The sequence below is a fragment of the Yoonia sp. D2-7 genome, from assembly GCF_055809435.1.
This window is the reverse complement of record NZ_JBVVTX010000005.1, coordinates 41,716-58,728: the sequence shown is the minus strand read 5'-3', so window position 1 is coordinate 58,728 and position 17,013 is coordinate 41,716. Positions and strand designations below refer to the sequence as shown.

Sequence of the window (17,013 nt, the reverse complement as noted above, 5' to 3'; positions counted from 1 at the left end):
ACAATGGCTCAAGCGCAATTGCACGTCGAACGTATCGTGCTGGCACCCGACTGGGTGGATGACACATCAATCGAATATCCTCGGGAATTATCTGCCCTGATAGAGGCGGATGAAGATCTGCAGATTTACGGTGTCTTCGACGGGACGCGCCGCGCGGCTGTCTTGGGGTTGAACGATCTGGATACGCTGACACCTGAAGTCAGGGCAGCCCCCTTATTTCAACATGACGCCGACGAAGGCGAAGCTGGCCCCTGGTTGTTATCATTCGGGCGCGGGACAGGTGCCCAAGCGGCCGTGCTGCGCGATCATTTTTGCAAATTCCACGGTCAGGGCGTCGGCATCTTGCTGCTGACCGATGCGGATGAACTCGAACTTCGGTCGCACCTGCGCGGTTTGGTCAAAGTTGCCCGCGCGCCCGACAGCACATCAATGGTTTTCCTACGTTACTGGGACCCCGTCGTCGCAAACGAATTCCTACCCAGTCTGGCAACACAACCCACAAGGTTCGAACGGTTTCATTTCACCCAACAAGGCACGCCTGTTCATGTCGTGGCAGAACACAACGCGGATGAATTGACCCTGATCCACGTTTCTGGCCATGCCAGCCGGACGGGCGTGCGGAAGTACTTCACGCTCGAAGCGCCGGATGGTCCCGTGATGGACCGCATTGCAAGAATTGGTCTCGAGAAAAACCTGACCCGCTGGTTAGTCCGCGATTATCCCGATGAATTGTTTGTGGGGGCGGCCCGCGACGCGCTTGGCCCGCATATTTTGCGCGAAGGCACACGGTTCGGTTTCACACGACAGGACGAATTTGCCTATCTCGGTCACCTGATGGTGCATTTTGGCGGCTGGTTTCATCAAAGCGGACAGGTCACGGTTTTGACCGACATTCTGCAAAGCGACAGACGCGCAAAGCAGGTCCCGCTGCGGGCTGCGTTTTCCGACGCATGGGCGGGGTCGTACCGCGCGGTGTTGCGCGATTTCAAAGCACCGTTGTTGTCGGATGCACGTCTGATCGTGGACGATACCCTGACCAAGGACCGAGAGGTGCTTGCGGCCTGCCTGCATGCACATGTTCCGGTTGATCGTCAGGACCCGTTCCGGCACCTTTGGAAAAAATCGCAAGGCCCGCTGGCATCGGCGGGTGCACCTGACACGCACTGGGCCTGCCTTGCGTTTCTTAGTCTGTTTTGGGGCTATAAATTTTATGAAGACCCATTTTTGGGGCGTGTTCATCCTCCGCAATCGGCGCAGGAATGGGACGATGTGTGTAACGATTTTTGGAAAGCATTGATTGATGGCTGATCCTTCACCCGATCCGAATGGAACCCCGCCGTCCGGCGGGCTATCGCCCGTGGCGACCTGTTGTCCGCAGGTCAGCACATTTGACGGATCGCGTAACGCGGCAAAGGTCAGAGGCTTTGACGCCCGCACGAACCTCGCGCAGACACGCGATGCGGATGAATACTGGATCCCGCCGGATGCGGCTAAATCTGTGCCATCAGACCGGATGACCCGAGACGGTGCTGCGTGGGTGTCCGTGATGGTGGGCGACGAAACTGAAGTCGAGGCCAGTTTCGAAGGCCATACCAGCGGGGCCTGCATCGCCAACAGCACGTTCGAAGTAACCCCAGCTGGCATCGCAGAGGTATCCCCCACACGCGGGTCAGCGTCCGGCATGCCGCTGACGCTGCGCGGGATCAGCGCAGGCGAAGCGACGGTACGTGTGTCCTGCGACGGCGAAGACATCGGGTGGTTTCATGTGGTGTGTTATCAACCGATTGTGTTGGAAACGACAATCGGATGCATCAATACCCCGCTTTCAAAGTCGGTCAGCTATTCAACAAACGCACTCTCTAACATGTTGAACGGGACGTTTAATGCGGCGGGTATTCGGATCATTCTGACTGACGTAGGCGACGTCGACCTGAAGGGCGTTCCAGGCATTGCGGCTGCTGAACTGGGCATGCGCGCCACTGTCGCAGAACCGTATTACAGTGAAGGTTTCGGAGAGCTACAGGGACAAAATGCGTTTTTGGGCGCACCAGCCGCCGACGACCAAAGTACACTGGACTGGTTCGGGAGAACCGCAAAATGGCAATCTGGCGCAGCAGCGAAGCGATACTTGTGGTTTTACGTCCCAGATGATGTCCCGTCCCGCTTTAACGGCGTAGTCCCCGAGATTCCGGCAGATCACGCTTTCGTCTTCAAAGATTTCGTAGGAGCGATCGGTGGTCAGACGCTCACTGATAGTTACGCGGTTCTCACCCATGAACTCGGTCATGCTTTGGGTCTGTATCACCCGGACGATGGCAGAATTGGAAACCAATTGCCCAGCCATCTGAAAATGTCTTTGGGACAACCGGTAGCCGCAGAAACCAGTACAAATACAGAGCCTGCGATCAACCCGACATCTCGGGCGCTCGATCCCAAAAACATTGGAAAAATTATGCAACGCGATCCTTTGAACCTGATGGGCTATTGGCCCAATTTTTCGGAACAATCGTTCTTGCGCAAAAACCAATGGGACGCGGTACGCGCTGTCGCCGCAGCATTGTAGTGAGGAAGAACCATGGATTATATTGACCTTTTAAGAGACCAGTGCCCACCTGCGATTGTGGAATACGTGACCGGCACAAATATGACCACGTTCGGAACGGAACCATGGCCCAACAAGGACTATGTCGGCAGCGCCATCTCTGATTCATGCCACATTGCTGCATTATTGTACCGCAGCAGTATTTTACCCAATAACGTCTACTTTAGTTTCGCTAATTATTTTGTGCGCGATACGGGTGTCTATTTTAATGAAATCGAAGACAAAGATCGTCCCGTCATCGTTGCCACGATGCGTCAAATGGCGGCACGTGACCCATTCCCTCAGAGCTTTTTCCCAACAATCACACGGCATCAAATTGACGTCAATGACGTCTTGGCGCAACGGTTTACGGGGCTACCAACCCCCGAGAACGCGACCCCAGAGGCCAATTTTGAGGCGTTCGCCTACTTGCGCTACAAGACCGCAATGGGTGACGCAGAAGCGCAATTTCGGTTGATCGAAGCGCTACGTTTAGAACCATCGCCGAGCTTCGTCTCGATGCACATTGGCCAGATAAACGATCTGAACCTACCGCAAAAAGACGCCATATTTCGGGCGTTTATCAACGATACACGGCAAAGCCTGTCACCGAACCGGATGCCTGGGATAGTTATCGCAAATACTGTCCGGCACTATCTAGGCCTGCCTCAGCATGAAGGGCCGTATCAGCCGCTTGAAAATACCGGCCAACCATATCAACCGCCCGAGAACACATTCAGATGAACCTTCTGACCGCTATTCGCGGTCAGTAACTAACCGCCTGCGCCCCAATAACTGGCACCATTGCTGGTGCTTCGAAATCGACCGTTCCCGACCCTTGACCCGCTTCGTCGGACGCGCAGCGGGCTGTCGCGTAGGCGGCGTGGTAGGGGTAGCCTTGTTGCGCGAGCCGGTCTGGTTCGCCAGGCCAGCTGCTGGTCACAGCATCCACAATCGTGCGGCCCGGGATCGTTTCAAATGCCGCATCTGATCGGCTGCTACCGCCCTTTGCGATCCGCGCGTCGGATGACGTATCGCTGACCCATTCTTTCGCGCCGGACGCAAAGTCATAGAACCCCATCGGTGACGGCGGCCATTGGTTCGCAGCGTCTTTGACGGCATCTGGGGCATCCGCGGGCGGGACATTTTCGCCCGGCATCCAGACGCCACCAGCCGTGCCCCACGGGACCAGCGCACCGCGACTGCGGGCCACGAATTCCCATTCGGCTTCGGTTGGCAGGCGCAAAGATAGACCAGCGATATCGCCCAGCCACGCACAATAAGCGGTCGCTTCTTGCCACGTCATATTCGCGGGGTGATCAGGAATACCGAGCCCGAATGCGGCGTTATGAACCTGCGACGGGCGGCCTGTTGCTTGGGTGAACAGATCGAAAGAGCTATTCAATGCCTCGCCCGCGAGCATACTGAAATCGTCCAAGGTTACGGTATAGGCGGGCAGGGCAGTCGTGGATACGAGCCGCACTTCGCGGTCGCCATTTTCCAACTGCACCGTGATCTCAAAATTGCCTGCGTCAAAAGTGCCGCCTTTGACGGCGATCAGGTTCGCGCGGGTGTCTGCGGCAAGCGCGTCGATTGCGCGTGATGTCTGCAGCGTAGTCAATGCAAACCAGCCGCCGATCCCGACGATTGCAACTACGATAAGGCCAAGGATAATCTTCATGCGTAGCTCGAGAATGTGACAGGGGCGCCTGCGAAACGAGTATCACCGGGGGCCACGTAATCATAGATGTCGTTCATCGCCAAAATCTCGGCGAGTCGTGTGTTGAATTGGGTCTGTGCCCCGAAATCGAGCACGGCGTTCAGGCGGGCAAGCCCTGCGGTCGCGCTGCTTTTCTGGCCGTTTGGCGTGATCCGTTCGACGATCTTTTCCCATTCGCGGCGCGACGAGATGCAATGCATGATCGCGATAATCGCCCCTTCTTGGTGTTCTTCGCGGCTGAACGTAAACCGTTCCGACAATCGATATAGCACAGCACCCTTGACCTCTGGCGGGCCGAAGAACAGCGCACGGGGCTGCTGTTTCACCTTGATTGCAAAGGCTTCGGCGGCGTCGGCATCTTCGAACGGTTGCATGACCCAACTGGCGAGTTGAGACACACCGTTGCCAAGCGCAATCATCGCGTCTTCGCCAAATTGCACAGCATAGATCAACATCTGGACCATCGCGTCGAAAGCCTCTTTGTGGATGAAAACCAGATAGCTAAAGCCGTTCGCGCGGAGCTGGTGGTAGGTGTACATCACAAATTCGATGATCGCCTCGAACCCAATACTGCCGGAAACACCGCCCTTTGCGCCAACGCCCCAAACGACCTGTGCTTTGGCGCGAAACATGAATTTACCGTTCTCAAACGTGATCATCAGATCAAATTCCGCGCCAACACCCGCATTCACGGCAGCCGTACCACCGATGCTGACCATCGTTTTCCATCCCGCATCGCGCAACCGCTGACCTTCGTCTTCGCGCCAACCGGGGTTCAACCATTGCACGCCGCCCGTCAGGCTCCCGCCTGCTTCGACACCGGCAAAAGCGCCTGCGGAAATCTGGCCTTTGGCGCCTGCGGCTGCGGGCTGGACTTGGGTCGATCCGTCCGGCTGCGGCACATATTCGATGCCAGCGGTACCCATAATACTGGCCCCCAACATCGCATGCAGTTTCAGTTCAATCGTGCCACGGAAATAGCCGAAATTCAGCGCTTCTTGCCGTCCTGCTTCGGACGCTGCGGCATCGGCGAATGGCGCACGCGCGAACCAACCGTCCGCATGGGGCACGTAGCCCGTGATTGTGGTTTTCCCTTCCGCCAGAACGGCGCGGGCTTCAGCGTTGCCTGTCAGGCCATAGCTGTTTTTCGACGGATTATACCCGATCGCCAGACCAAATCCGGCATAGCCCCGCAACAGCTGCGCACCTGCGGACAGATCGTGGTAGGGGCTTTCATTTGAATAGGCCATGCTTTCATTGACCGCATCGACCCACGTCAGAAAATCGGCATCCCAGATGTCAGTGATAGATCCCCCGACAGAGGCCTTATAGATCTGACCTTTCCAACTGATCCCACCGCCTAGATCGCTCGCGATCTTTTCACGTGCCGCGGTAAAGGCAGAGCGCAAACCACCCTTGTTCAGACCTTCGCTTGTCGCCTCAAGCAGGGATTTGTCGATGGCATAGCTGCGCATGTGATTGCGCATCTTATCGCTGCGAATAAACGTCCATTTGCGCCCGCGCAGGTTATAGGCCTGCACCATGTGTTTTTCGGGCAGGCTGACGTCAGGCTTGATGTAACCGTCCAGCATCTTAGCAAGGTGGTCTTGGGCCTGAACGGTCGCTTCCGCACCTTCGTTGCTATCTTCGGCTGCGTTTTGTGAGATCTCGTTAAAAGCGTCCTGAACGACGTCGATCTCTGCCTTCAACTCGTCGTGGTCTTCGCCGCCAAACATCAGGATGACGCTATCGCCAACAGCCGCGTCCCCGCATGACAAGACATAGTAAAGTTCGATATCGCCGCAGGTAATACAGGTCTCGGTCACTTCGCAAACGTCTCCGTTGGTATGTAGTGATCATGCATCTTGCGGTTGATAAACGCGAGGGAAATGTCCCCCTTATCAACCATTTCGCGCCAATAAGGCCGATCAGCAGGTGGGGCAACCGCGACCAGACGCAGGTGATGCAGCATAGCGCCGGCACTAGACTGGCTGGCGCCCAAAAGATGGGTCAAATCATCCACCAAAGCGCCACGATCATGTGGCGCGATATCGCTTTCGCGCAGGATCAGATGCGCACGACGCCGATTGATCACATCGGCAAACCCCCGCCGGACATGCGCATCAATGCGAGGACTGTGCCACTGGCCGGATGTGATGTCTGTCGCTGGACGCATGATATGCGCTTGCCATGTGTCATCAATCACGGTGTCTTCTGTCCAGATTACCGCACTGATGTCGTGCAAAATACCAGCGACGGTTTCGGATGGAACAGTCGCGCAAAGTGCACCCAACATACCCGGTTCATGAAACCGAAAGAACAGATCAGCGCCCGCTTCGTCAGGCAATTGCGACAACCGCATCAGACGTCGCAGAAGCGCGTCTTGGGGCAGGGACGTGCGCAGCAAAATGCCCGCGCGGTTCGGCATCATCTGCCAATTGTTATTAGGATCAGCCGAGAAAAAGTCGCGGATCAGGTCATCATCCGGTGGCACCTCGATCAACCAAGGGGACACTTCGGCCATCGGATCGGCACCGTCTTCGACCCCGCGCATGACAATGTTACTGCGGAAAATCATACGACCGTTCAGATCAGCCATGTCCAGCCGGTCTGACAGGAACGGCACACGACCCGCATCAAGAATGGCGAAAAGCCTGTCATCGCCATCGTTTAGCGCGGAAAGCACCGGTGCAGGCAATACGTTTTGCGCATCTTCGTCGGTCATATGTTGACCAACTTGAAAACCACCAAACGTCTGGCTTTCGAAGGTGCGAATGTCACGATACGTCATACAGCTTTCCTAACGCGGCCCCGTGTGTCATGCCAAATCTTCGAGGTCCGGCAAATGGCTGCACGCTTGAACCCTGCGTGCCTCGCGCTCAGACTTATCAAGCGCTGACAGGTCCGCAAGCGCCATACGAAACGCGCGGGTGTTTTCAAGCAAATTAGACGCACCAACAGCCCACCGTGCGACCCGCGGATCCAGTCGGATACGCATCAATACCGCGTGCATTTAGTGTCCGATTGTAATCGCAATCTACGAAGTTGTCCGGAGGGATGAGCAACCCTTTTCCACGGCCAAGCCGGTTAACATAACTACCATTATTGGAATTCGATGCCAAGAAACCGAAGGCTTCAGCGCTGCGTCCAAGTGTTGAAAACTGGCACTTTCCAATTGGCCATACCAGCAGACGGATCACCCGCGGCCAACCACGTCGCTGCCACACGTCGCTGACGTTGGTATCCAGTCACAAAACACGCCTGATAGCTGTCCGCATTGGCTGGGCGTCCCAAAATATGCGCGCCTGCGCCAAATCGGCCTTTGATCCCGTGCCAATGGCTCGCGATATGATCCGCAGACGCCCACGCCAGATTTTCGTCTGGATCAAGATCAACGTCATCATCCAACGGATCATCTGTTGGCCCATCCGGCGCGTCATCGGGTTGGTCGCGATCAAGGTCGTCTTCTTCCAGATCAGCACCCGTGATCAGCGCATAACTTTGGCCCGCAATCTGCGCCAGATCATCGTCGGCCATCTGTTCGATCAACCAAGGCACCGCGCCGACGTCACCTAAAATACCGTAGCCTTTAATCTTACGTGCAGTCGCGTCGATCGGTTGCGTCGTCAGCCAGCTACTACCCGCCGCAAATCCCATCGCAGGCAGCACAACATGCAACGCGTCATCCGCGCGGGCATGATCGCTGGTCGCGATCTGCGACAGACCATCAAGCGCCGCACCGCGGTCCCCCAGCAAAACCGCCGCCCACATCGCCCAGAACGCCGTTTCAGGGTCCGTATCAGTGCAAAGCTCCTGAACGCGTGGCAATAGATCCACCCGCCCGATTTCACCCGCAAGACGCAGCGCACGGCGACGCACACCGGGCGCATCGTCCAGAAAAGCGGCCATATGCTTGCCAGGATCAACGCGGTGAACAGCACAGGCGGTCACGCCAAGCGCGCGCGACACGGGGTTCGATGACCCCAGCAACGGGCTGACTTTGCCCGACAGTTGCGACCCGTGCAGCCACCCGATGCCCGACGCGGCAGGCCCGATCAATTCGCTTGGGTCAGTCTTGATCATCTCGATTGCGTCAGGGATCAACGATGTATCGTGATGCCCAAACGCAAGGTGCGCCGCGGTGAACATTTCACCGCCACCGCCGATACCTTCGAACGCAGCAACCGCTTCGTCCCAGCCCGCCGTGCCAGCGATGCGCAACCCGTCCAAATGCGCCTCAAGCTGCTCATCCAGCCGCCCTAGATACATCGTGTTGTAATGCGGCGCATCCACGGCACGACGACGACGTTCCCACAGGACAGCCGCATCTTCGATGTGTTGGGCAAGGATAATCGGGATGTGTTTCATATCAGTTAAGGTGGATCGAACCGCCCTTGATCCGGTTCGCCCCCGATGAACGGCTTGAAATATAAGCCCCGCGCAGCAGGATTTTCCCGGCCTTTGTCAGCGTGATGCTGGCACGCCCACAACGGATCACGACCTGTTCTTTTCCGGTTATATCGACGATATCTTCGGCCTCATCATCGACGCTGACCCGCATCGGGGCGGAGGCCATATCAAGCTCAGTGGTCCCGTCATCAGGGTCGTCCATCCCGTCACCCGGACGCAAAAGACGGCCCATAATGATCGGGGCACCGGGGTTGCCCTGCTCGAAGATAAGCGCCACTTCCGCGCCAATATCGCGGGTCGACAAAGGCACCGTTGCCCGCGCCGGGATCGCTTCTTCGCTGGGATTGCCGGGAAAGACGACCTGAATGCCGTCCTTTGTCACATCCATGACCATGCCAATCACAACACCGTCGAGCTTCACATCACCAATTTTTACGTCGTTGGGGTTCATTTCAAATCTCCTCGGTTAGGATTGACCAATCGTGTGCCAGTCATTGCCGTCAAAAAGCACAACATCGCTAGTTCCAATCGACCAAAGCCCGCTTGGTCCGACAGACAACCCATACGTCGTGCGCATGTCTTTGTCCGTTTCTCTAAACATCGAAAGCTGACCGTCCTTGAGACAGTAAATCCCGCTCACTGCAGTCATATAAAACGCACCATCAAAATAGCGGACAGCCCAGAACGATTCGTTTGTTTCGTCGTGCCTGATCACGTCCCAGGCGTCGCCACGGCCGAGTAGGACTGTCCCCGCCAAGCCGACCGCCACACATTGATCATCGCCACCGCAGATATCATTGAGAACAACATTGGTAGGACTTTCACGCTGCTGCCAATTCTCACTGTCAAAACTCCAGATTTCGCCATCCCACCCGACTGCGTACAATTCGCTGGGCGACAGCCCATCAATCGCCTGAAATGATGCGGGTTGCGCAGGATGCATAATCTCTGGCGGGGAAATCATGTTCCATTTGCCAAAATTGTGGCGCGCGTAAGCCTGACGTTCGACCCCAACCGCAAAAACGTGGTCACCAACACGACGTATCCCGTTAATCGGGGATGACGGTGGGTTCCCGTCACGATCCCGTAGCGTTTCTTTTTTCGTAGGGCCCCCGCCAATTTCATGCAAGAATCCGTCGGGGTCGATATGAAGCACGGCGCTTGCATCTTCGTTGGTGGTCGCATCGAGCGTCAAGGTGCCGCCCAGCCCAATCGCACACCACCCGGGGTCCTGTTCCCAGTAGCAAAAACCGGTGTGGGGCGCTGTTTCGATGTCCAGATTGGGATCTTGTGTCATGAGAACAAAGCGTTTGTTGGCAAGTTCGATACCACGAATGAAGGTCTGATTTTCCAGATCCATCGGGATGATTTGTGTTTCGGTCATACTGCACCTGCTGCTGCTAATCCGGTTGATGCGGGCGCTGGGACCGCCGCCGGTGCAAATTTCCGAGCGACCTCTGCTTCAGCCTGTGCCACGTCCGCGGGACCGGTTTTACCCGTTGCAATGCTACGGATCCGGTCCGAGTCGTCCATCCCCAGTTGGCCCTTATGGTATTCGTCCAACTGGGCGGCAATACAATCTTCGCTACATGCAGCGTCTGGAAAAGTCTTGGAAATTGCTTCGCAACCACTTGCCCGCGCTTCGCCGTAAGTCACCGTTGGGAAATCGGACCGCGTCCCACTTGTGAATTCCAAATCATGGCCCGTCGCTTGTTTACGTTTGTTTGCGGCACCTTGAAACGTATGCATGATCTTATGTGTGCCCTGCCCTTGATTGGGTCCATAGACACACACACACGGGGCTTTACCCGATCTGTACCGCTTTTTGTCCTTCTTTTTCTCGGCGCCAGGCCAAGCGATGTTGAGCTGCTTTTCGAAATCGTCAGAATCTCGACCGCCCTCTTCAAAAAACGCAGAGGCTTCGACAAGGTGATGGCCCGTTTGGCCAGGGCAACATTTACCTTGTTTCTTGAGCGGATCTTTGGGCAGCAACCGGCAAGCACGGGCTGTTAAGCAATCGCTCGCCGCGCGTTTGTTCGCGCGCGACATGTTTTCGACGCCGTCTTGGGATACCTTTGTGTCAACCAGACCAGCCGCAGTGCATGCGTCATCTCCGTCTTCTTTGTAAGGGGCAAAGTCCTCACACATCACTTTTTCCATTTCGACGTCATCGTCACAAACGGTTTCATCAATGCCTAATTTCGCAAAAGCCATCGTATCAATATGTGGCCACGGCAAAGTATTGCCGGGCGCACTGCCGTGATTGTGCGTTGTCAGGTCGAGGTGACGCACCGCGTTTTCGCCTTCGATCTTCACGTCCATCGACCATGCGTTGAAATAGACCTTGCCACCTGTTTTGCTGGTCACGACACCTTTCTTCGGGGCACAGCCCGCTTGATCGCCGACGCTTTTCTTGAACGCACTTTTATTCTTCAACATCACCTCTTTCTTGGTGATCTTCACATCGCGACTACCTTTGGATGTGTCGGACGACATGCCGGTGTTGGGGTACGGGATCGGCACGCCGGGGGGCGTTGCTGGGGTCTGCGGCGGCGTGAAACAGACGTCGGGAAAACAGCAGATCGATTTACCGCTGCCTGCCTTGCACGACAGTTCGCGCCCGTTGGCGAAGACATCATTCCCCATGATCTACCCTTCCATCCTGAAAATTGCAGTGCCGCGTCTGCCGTCATCATCTGACGTTTGCATGATCACCGTCGGCCCCGGCGCATAGCGTTTTTGCGCGGCGGTCAGACCTAGGCCAAGCATAAGCGGAATGCTTGCCGCACCAGTGTAGCCAAATTCGCTGGCGGGGTTCCAAAGGTCCATTTGTTCGACCCTGATCCGCAACACGCGCGTCAAAGCAAGCGCTGCTTCTTTGAAATAGTATTGCTCACCGTTCAGGTCGCTGACGCGGTAATCGACCTCGCTGAAATCAATGCCCGCTTCGCCCAAAGCACCGCGCATCGCTGTGACAAGTCCATCGGCGCGCGTCGGTTCACCCGACGTGATATGTGCGGCTTCGCGGCCAAAGCCGAGGCCTAACAGTTTGAACGCACCTTCGCGACCAAGCAGCACAGCCCCTGCCCCTTCAGCGGCAGGAAACCCGTTTGAATTCGTCTCGGTCAACACACGATCCTCGGCGTCGTAAAAGCCCATCGTCTGGGCCAGAAGATAGCTGTCCACGCCCGCGATAATGACCTTTTGCGCGCCCTTTTTCATCAACTCACGCGCATCACGCAGCGCCACGATCCCGCCAACGCGACCGTAGATGATCACGGCACTGTCTTCGTGCACCGGTTGGCCAATCGCCCGCAACGTATCGTGCAACAAGGATGCGTCCACACCAGCGAGCCTGCCGGGGCGGTCCGCCTCTGCCAAACACAACAGCACCGGTACATCCTTGGGGTCCACGTCGCCCAAAGCCGCGTAGCATTCGCGCAAAGGCCCTTCGAGCAATGCCTGCAGACGCGCACGGCCCCGTTTCGGCGGGTCCAATGGCACTTCGGCCCCGATCATCCATTTCCCGTCGTGGGATATGAAATGGGTTTCTTCGAAATTCGACAAACGCGCCCGCTGGGCCGCTGCGGCGGCCGCCGCTGTCAGGCCGATTGCGGTGGTCATGCCGCAGGCTTCAATCGCAAGGCCGCTCATAATTCGGGGACCTCTTTATCCATGCCAAGACCCGCAAGCCCCGGATTATATTTCTTGCCGAGCGCACGTGCCCGCCAAAATCCGCGCCCGCGCTTGCCGATAATCGCTTCGCGCATTTCCAGAATATCGCGCTGCAACGGCAGACTGGCCCGCGTCACAACATCAATGATCCGCAAATCGGGTTGAATGATAATCGTGTCAGTGACCGAAGTTCCCGGAATGTCAGGACCGCGACGCCGCGCAAACACAACCGGCAGATCAAGCTTTGGCAGTGCCATCTCGAACGGACCGTCATGCCCCTGCATCATGTTGTTCAGCTTGATCACTTCGCCCCCTTTCGGATGGCGAATTTGCTGGTCGGCGGGGGCGGATTGCGCGTAACGATCATCGTAATCGTCGGGCAAATGCGGAAAACGGTTGTCGATCCAGTCTTGATCATAGGTCCCCGCATACTGCGCACGATCAGGCGCACCGCGGGCCAGTGGGCCAAAGCTGACAGGGGCGACGTTGTCCCATGGGGACTTCAGCAAATTGTGCGGGTCTTCGCAGAATGGCATCGGGGCGCCATCCACGATGTCGCTGTTCTTGGACTGATGCCATCCCATGCCGACGGTGTTCAACGGATACATCGCAGGTTCTTTTTCCGCCGTGTTCAGACGATCCGCGCCACCAAAGGCGTAATCATACGAAATCATCTGGCGGGTGAATGGCGCGGCCTCTGACGGCGATGTGGTCAGCATGTATGATTGCCACGTGCGCGGCCCGAAGACGGCAATCGTTTTTGACACGGTGCCGCAGATCAAACCGGCGTAAACCATTTGGATCGGAACGCCGCCGGGCGCATACGCAGCCCCATGCACAAGCACATCGCAGTAAGGTTTGCGCAGCGCAAATTCGGATTCAAACGTGACCGCGCTCAACCCTTCTTCACCACTGAATTCATCTGCAGTGCACAAAGCAGGTACATCATCCGACCACGTGCAAACGCCGCCGGTTTCAGCCGGAAAGGAAAGCCGCCGCTTTGTCACCACAACAGCATGTTCGCGGCCAGTCGGGTCCATCCCGATACTGAACCCTGCTATTCCGGACCCTTTGAGGTCGATGTGCATAGTCGCCCCGCGCTAATAAAACTTCTAAAATCTATACAACCTTCCCACCGTTACCGGATTCTTGAAAGGCTTTTATGACAATCGCAATATCCTGCAGATTGGGCGGGGATGTGCCCCTGGGTCAAGTCAGGAAAACCCGCAACATTTCACGAAGCGCGAAAATGACTTGATCGGCGTGGCACCACGATGCAGCTTGCAGGCGACATCATCAAGGGGCCGACCACATGCGCTACACGACCGAACACCATTGGCTGCGGGCTGAACAGGGGTTTGTCGTGGTGGGAATCACGCCCTTCGCGGTCGAACAACTTGGCACACTGGTTCTGGTGGAATTGCCGCAAATGGGGGACAACGTGGCCAAAGGGGAAGAGGTCGCAATGGTCGAAAGCAGCAAGGCCGTATCAGACATCTCAGCCCCGATCAGCGGGGACATCGTGGCTGTGAACACCGCGCTTGCAGGCAATCCGGGCCTCGCGAACGAAGACCCGATGGGCAACGGGTGGTTGTTCAAAATGTCCGTGCCAAATCCGTCCGAAATAGACGGCATGATGGACGATGCAGGCTACAAAACATTCATGGGTTAACTGCCCGCACGTACGTCATGCCCTTGTGACAAACGAAAGGTAGCGGTTCCCTTACTTGTTTTTGAGACTGATTCTATGTGAAGCTATGCGCAGGTTGGGCGTATTATTTCTACGAAAGCAGACCTCTTTTTTACACAGCGACCGCGTTTTTAGCATGTTAGGACACTGAAATGGCATCGGATTTTCTACAAGACGGCCGGATGGGCATCCTGAAAACAGAGCTCGGCGAAAACGAATTGGTCCTGCTGCGTTTCAACGGCGAAGAACACGTTAACAACCTTTTCGAATTCCACGTCGAAGCCTTATCCACCAAGGCTGACATTGATTTTGACGCTTTGGTCGGCACGCCCGCCCACGTTTTGCTGAAAACATTCGAACACCCCGATCAGCCATTCCACGGGGTCGTCACTGCGGCCAAATTTGATGGTGTTGATGAAAACGGCTGGCGGTATGATTTGACGCTGCGCCCATGGTTCTGGCTGGCTGGACTGCGCCGGAATCAACGCATCTTTCACGAAATGTCAGTCGTCGAAATTCTAGACGAACTGCTGTCCCCTTACAGCCACCTCGGGTCGCCCGCCGTCAAAAAGAAACTGACCAAAAGCTTCGCGACGCTGGAATATACCGTGCAATATCGCGAAAGCGATCTGGCTTTTGCCACGCGTATGATGGAACGGTTCGGGATCAGCTATCACTTTGCCCACGACGATTCCGGCCACACGCTTGTCATGACCGACGAGATGACCGAACACGATCCCATCGACGGGGATAGCCGCAAATTCCAGCAGGTCGCAGATCGGCATCGCGGCAACGAAGAACATTTCTGGCACGTGGCCCCTGCCCGCCGGATCACCACGGGTGCGATCCGTCTGACCGACTACAACTTCAAAACGCCCAACGCGATGATGGAAGCCGATCACATCGGCGATGCCGGTTTCGGTGAAGGTCAGATCGAAAGCTTTGATTTCCCCGGCAACTACCTTGATCAAGGCGAAGGTAAAGCGCTGGCCAAACTGCGCACTTTGCAGGAACGCGGCCAAGATCACCGTCATTTTGCGACGGGCGATGCCACATCAATGCGGGCCGGTTTGACGGTCAAAATCATCGGTGATCCGATCAAAGGTGTCGATGATCCATGCCTGTGTCTGACCGCGCGCCATAGCTATTCCAGCAACACATATGCCAGCGGCAACGGCAGCGGCGAACCCAATTACGAGGGCACATATGTGATGCTGCCGACGTCGGCCCCACTCGCCCCAGAACGCAAAACGCATGTGCCAGCGGTGCAGGGCCCGCAAACGGCAACAGTCGTCGGCGAAGGCGAGATTGATTGCGACGAATATGGCCGCATCCTTGTGCATTTCGCTTGGGATCTGGCGGGTGCCAATTCGATGCGCTGCCGCGTGTCGCAAAACTGGGCCGGTAAAGGCTGGGGCGGCATGGTGATCCCCCGCATCGGGATGGAAGTCGTCGTCGAATTCCTTGAAGGAAACCCCGACATGCCGCTCGTTACGGGCTGTGTCTACAACGGCAAAAACGACGTGCCCTACCCGCTGCCTGCGAACAAAACACGGTCGACCTTCAAGACAGACACGCACCAAGGCACCGGTTTTAACGAACTGCGGTTCGAAGACGACAAGGAAAAGGAAGAGATCTTTATCCACGCCCAGAAAGACCGGAACGAAAAGACGCTGAACTGCCATTCGGAACGGATCGACGCCAACTGGGTACAATCGGTCGGCCAGAACAAATCCATCGAAGTGAACAACAACCATGTCGAAGCCATCGGCGGCAACATGAACCTGACCGTCGGCCCATCCGCGATCAGCAGCGTGGTCAGCGCGGCGGCGGCGGCAATGGCAGGCGGTGTTGGCAGCGTGGCAGCGGGACTTGGTAAACTTGGCGCCGCGATCCCTGGCGAAGGGCATTATGTCGAAACCATCGACCTGACCAAAACCTCCACCGTCGGCATTTCGGATTCCGCGACCATCGGCGTGTCAAAATCAGTCAGTGTCGGCAAATCCATCGACGTGAAATCCGGCGTGTCGATTGCCGTGGAAACGGGCACATCCTACGATCTGCAATCGGGTGAAACGATCGCGGTCCAATCGGGTAAAACCATGGACGTGCAGGTCGCAGAAGATGCGTCTGACACCGTTGGCAAAGACAAATCTATCGCGGTCGGCGAAAATTTCAGCATTAGCGCTGGCAAAAAGATGGATATCACCGTCGCCGATGAGCTCAGCATCACCGTCGGCAAAAGCAAGCTCGTGATGAAAAAGGACGGCACCGTCCAGATCAACGGCAAGGACATCGACCTGAAGGCCAGCGGTAAGGTCAACGTCAAAGCAACGTCCAAGATCATCGTCAAAGGGTCGAAAGTTCAGATGAACTAATCCGCCAGCAATGCGGCCCAGTTCGCTTTGCTATGCACCACGCGGATCACGTCCAGCGTAGTGTCATCCGCCGTGTAAATCACGAGATGGCGTTGGTACGGCATGATCCGAACAGCAGGCGTAAATTCATCGCGCAACCGGGCCATTTCCGGAAATTGTGCCAGCTTTTCAAACACCTGGCCAAGACCGCCCAAATAGGTGACCGCTTGGTCCTGCGACCACGTTGTCACCGTATAATCCCAGATCGCATCCAGATCGGCCCGCGCAGCAGGGCGTAGCGCCACCGTTAAAGTCACGCGCCGGATTTGTCCGCAATGAAAGATGCCATATCAAATGGGGTTGCAGGACCACTGTTCAAACCGTCGTCGACAACCGCCTGCAGCTCGGCAATCGCGGCGTGCTGTTCCTGATCTTTCCGGATCAAATCGCGCACATAATCGCTGACGTTGCTATAACGCCCGCCTTTTGTGCGGTGTTCGGCCCATGACTTCATGGGATCAGGAAGGGATACGTTCATTGTCGCCATGACGTAAACCTAGGCTAAATGACAAAGATTGTC

Annotated in this window: 17 protein-coding genes; 5 read left to right on the top strand and 12 right to left on the bottom strand. The window is 56.4% G+C overall.

Features of this window, described 5'->3' with window-relative positions; translation table 11 throughout:
* Positions 1-3 precede the first annotated feature (3 nt).
* The 3 genes from AC0L7R_RS19220 to AC0L7R_RS19210 are packed head-to-tail and all read left to right on the top strand — an operon-like array spanning position 4 to position 3,325.
* A complete protein-coding gene (locus AC0L7R_RS19220) occupies positions 4-1,308 on the top strand; it encodes a DUF4123 domain-containing protein (protein ID WP_473660979.1) in 1,305 nt (434 codons plus the stop codon).
* Positions 1,301-2,563: a hypothetical protein gene (locus tag AC0L7R_RS19215; protein ID WP_473660978.1), complete on the top strand. Its 1,263-nt coding sequence runs from the start codon at positions 1,301-1,303 to the stop codon at positions 2,561-2,563. The genes AC0L7R_RS19220 and AC0L7R_RS19215 overlap by 8 nt, the downstream gene beginning before the upstream one ends.
* Before the next feature lie 12 nt (positions 2,564-2,575).
* Positions 2,576-3,325, top strand: coding sequence for a hypothetical protein (locus AC0L7R_RS19210; RefSeq protein ID WP_473660976.1), 750 nt, complete (start codon positions 2,576-2,578; stop codon positions 3,323-3,325).
* Positions 3,326-3,347: 22 nt separating this feature from the next.
* On the opposite strand, the gene AC0L7R_RS19205 is transcribed toward AC0L7R_RS19210, so the two are convergent.
* The 10 genes from AC0L7R_RS19205 to AC0L7R_RS19160 form a co-directional block, all read right to left on the bottom strand.
* Entirely contained in the window at positions 3,348-4,262 is a 915-nt protein-coding gene (locus tag AC0L7R_RS19205) for an SUMF1/EgtB/PvdO family nonheme iron enzyme (RefSeq protein ID WP_473660975.1), read from the bottom strand.
* Positions 4,259-6,127 carry a hypothetical protein gene (locus AC0L7R_RS19200; protein WP_473660973.1) on the bottom strand — a complete coding sequence of 623 codons (1,869 nt, stop codon included), beginning with the start codon at positions 6,125-6,127 and terminating at the stop codon, positions 4,259-4,261. The genes AC0L7R_RS19205 and AC0L7R_RS19200 overlap by 4 nt, the downstream gene beginning before the upstream one ends.
* Positions 6,124-7,092: a DUF4123 domain-containing protein gene (locus AC0L7R_RS19195; RefSeq protein ID WP_473660971.1), complete on the bottom strand. Its 969-nt coding sequence runs from the start codon at positions 7,090-7,092 to the stop codon at positions 6,124-6,126. The genes AC0L7R_RS19200 and AC0L7R_RS19195 overlap by 4 nt, the downstream gene beginning before the upstream one ends.
* 27 nt (positions 7,093-7,119) lie before the next feature.
* On the bottom strand, positions 7,120-7,314 hold the full coding sequence (locus AC0L7R_RS19190; RefSeq protein ID WP_247129932.1) for a hypothetical protein: 195 nt from the start codon (positions 7,312-7,314) through the stop codon (positions 7,120-7,122).
* A gap of 122 nt (positions 7,315-7,436) precedes the next feature.
* Entirely contained in the window at positions 7,437-8,669 is a 1,233-nt protein-coding gene (locus AC0L7R_RS19185; RefSeq protein ID WP_473660969.1) for a TIGR02270 family protein, read from the bottom strand.
* Position 8,670: 1 nt separating this feature from the next.
* Complete coding sequence (locus AC0L7R_RS19180; RefSeq protein WP_473660967.1) at positions 8,671-9,162, bottom strand: DUF6484 domain-containing protein; 492 nt, start codon at positions 9,160-9,162, stop codon at positions 8,671-8,673.
* Positions 9,163-9,177: 15 nt separating this feature from the next.
* A complete protein-coding gene (locus AC0L7R_RS19175; RefSeq protein ID WP_473660965.1) occupies positions 9,178-10,095 on the bottom strand; it encodes a WD40/YVTN/BNR-like repeat-containing protein in 918 nt (305 codons plus the stop codon).
* Positions 10,092-11,357, bottom strand: coding sequence for a PAAR-like domain-containing protein (locus AC0L7R_RS19170; protein WP_473660963.1), 1,266 nt, complete (start codon positions 11,355-11,357; stop codon positions 10,092-10,094). The genes AC0L7R_RS19175 and AC0L7R_RS19170 overlap by 4 nt, the downstream gene beginning before the upstream one ends.
* 3 nt (positions 11,358-11,360) lie before the next feature.
* The gene (locus tag AC0L7R_RS19165; protein WP_247129812.1) at positions 11,361-12,365 is read right to left on the bottom strand and encodes a 3-oxoacyl-ACP synthase; all 1,005 of its coding nucleotides are present in this window, start codon (positions 12,363-12,365) and stop codon (positions 11,361-11,363) included.
* Positions 12,362-13,474, bottom strand: coding sequence for a DUF2169 domain-containing protein (locus AC0L7R_RS19160; protein ID WP_473660961.1), 1,113 nt, complete (start codon positions 13,472-13,474; stop codon positions 12,362-12,364). Before AC0L7R_RS19160 ends, AC0L7R_RS19165 begins: the two co-directional genes overlap by 4 nt.
* Before the next feature lie 224 nt (positions 13,475-13,698).
* On the opposite strand from AC0L7R_RS19160, the gene gcvH reads away from it, so the two are divergent.
* Positions 13,699-14,058, top strand: a complete 360-nt coding sequence (gene gcvH / locus AC0L7R_RS19155) for a glycine cleavage system protein GcvH (RefSeq protein ID WP_247129810.1) — start codon at positions 13,699-13,701, stop codon at positions 14,056-14,058.
* 170 nt (positions 14,059-14,228) lie between these two features.
* Positions 14,229-16,454 carry a type VI secretion system tip protein TssI/VgrG gene (locus AC0L7R_RS19150; RefSeq protein ID WP_473660959.1) on the top strand — a complete coding sequence of 742 codons (2,226 nt, stop codon included), beginning with the start codon at positions 14,229-14,231 and terminating at the stop codon, positions 16,452-16,454.
* Here the strand turns inward: AC0L7R_RS19150 and AC0L7R_RS19145 are convergent.
* Positions 16,451-16,750: a type II toxin-antitoxin system RelE/ParE family toxin gene (locus tag AC0L7R_RS19145; RefSeq protein ID WP_473660957.1), complete on the bottom strand. Its 300-nt coding sequence runs from the start codon at positions 16,748-16,750 to the stop codon at positions 16,451-16,453. The two genes, AC0L7R_RS19150 and AC0L7R_RS19145, sit on opposite strands and share 4 nt — an antisense overlap.
* A complete protein-coding gene (locus AC0L7R_RS19140; protein WP_247129807.1) occupies positions 16,747-16,980 on the bottom strand; it encodes a type II toxin-antitoxin system ParD family antitoxin in 234 nt (77 codons plus the stop codon). The genes AC0L7R_RS19145 and AC0L7R_RS19140 overlap by 4 nt, the downstream gene beginning before the upstream one ends.
* Positions 16,981-17,013: the final 33 nt, after the last annotated feature.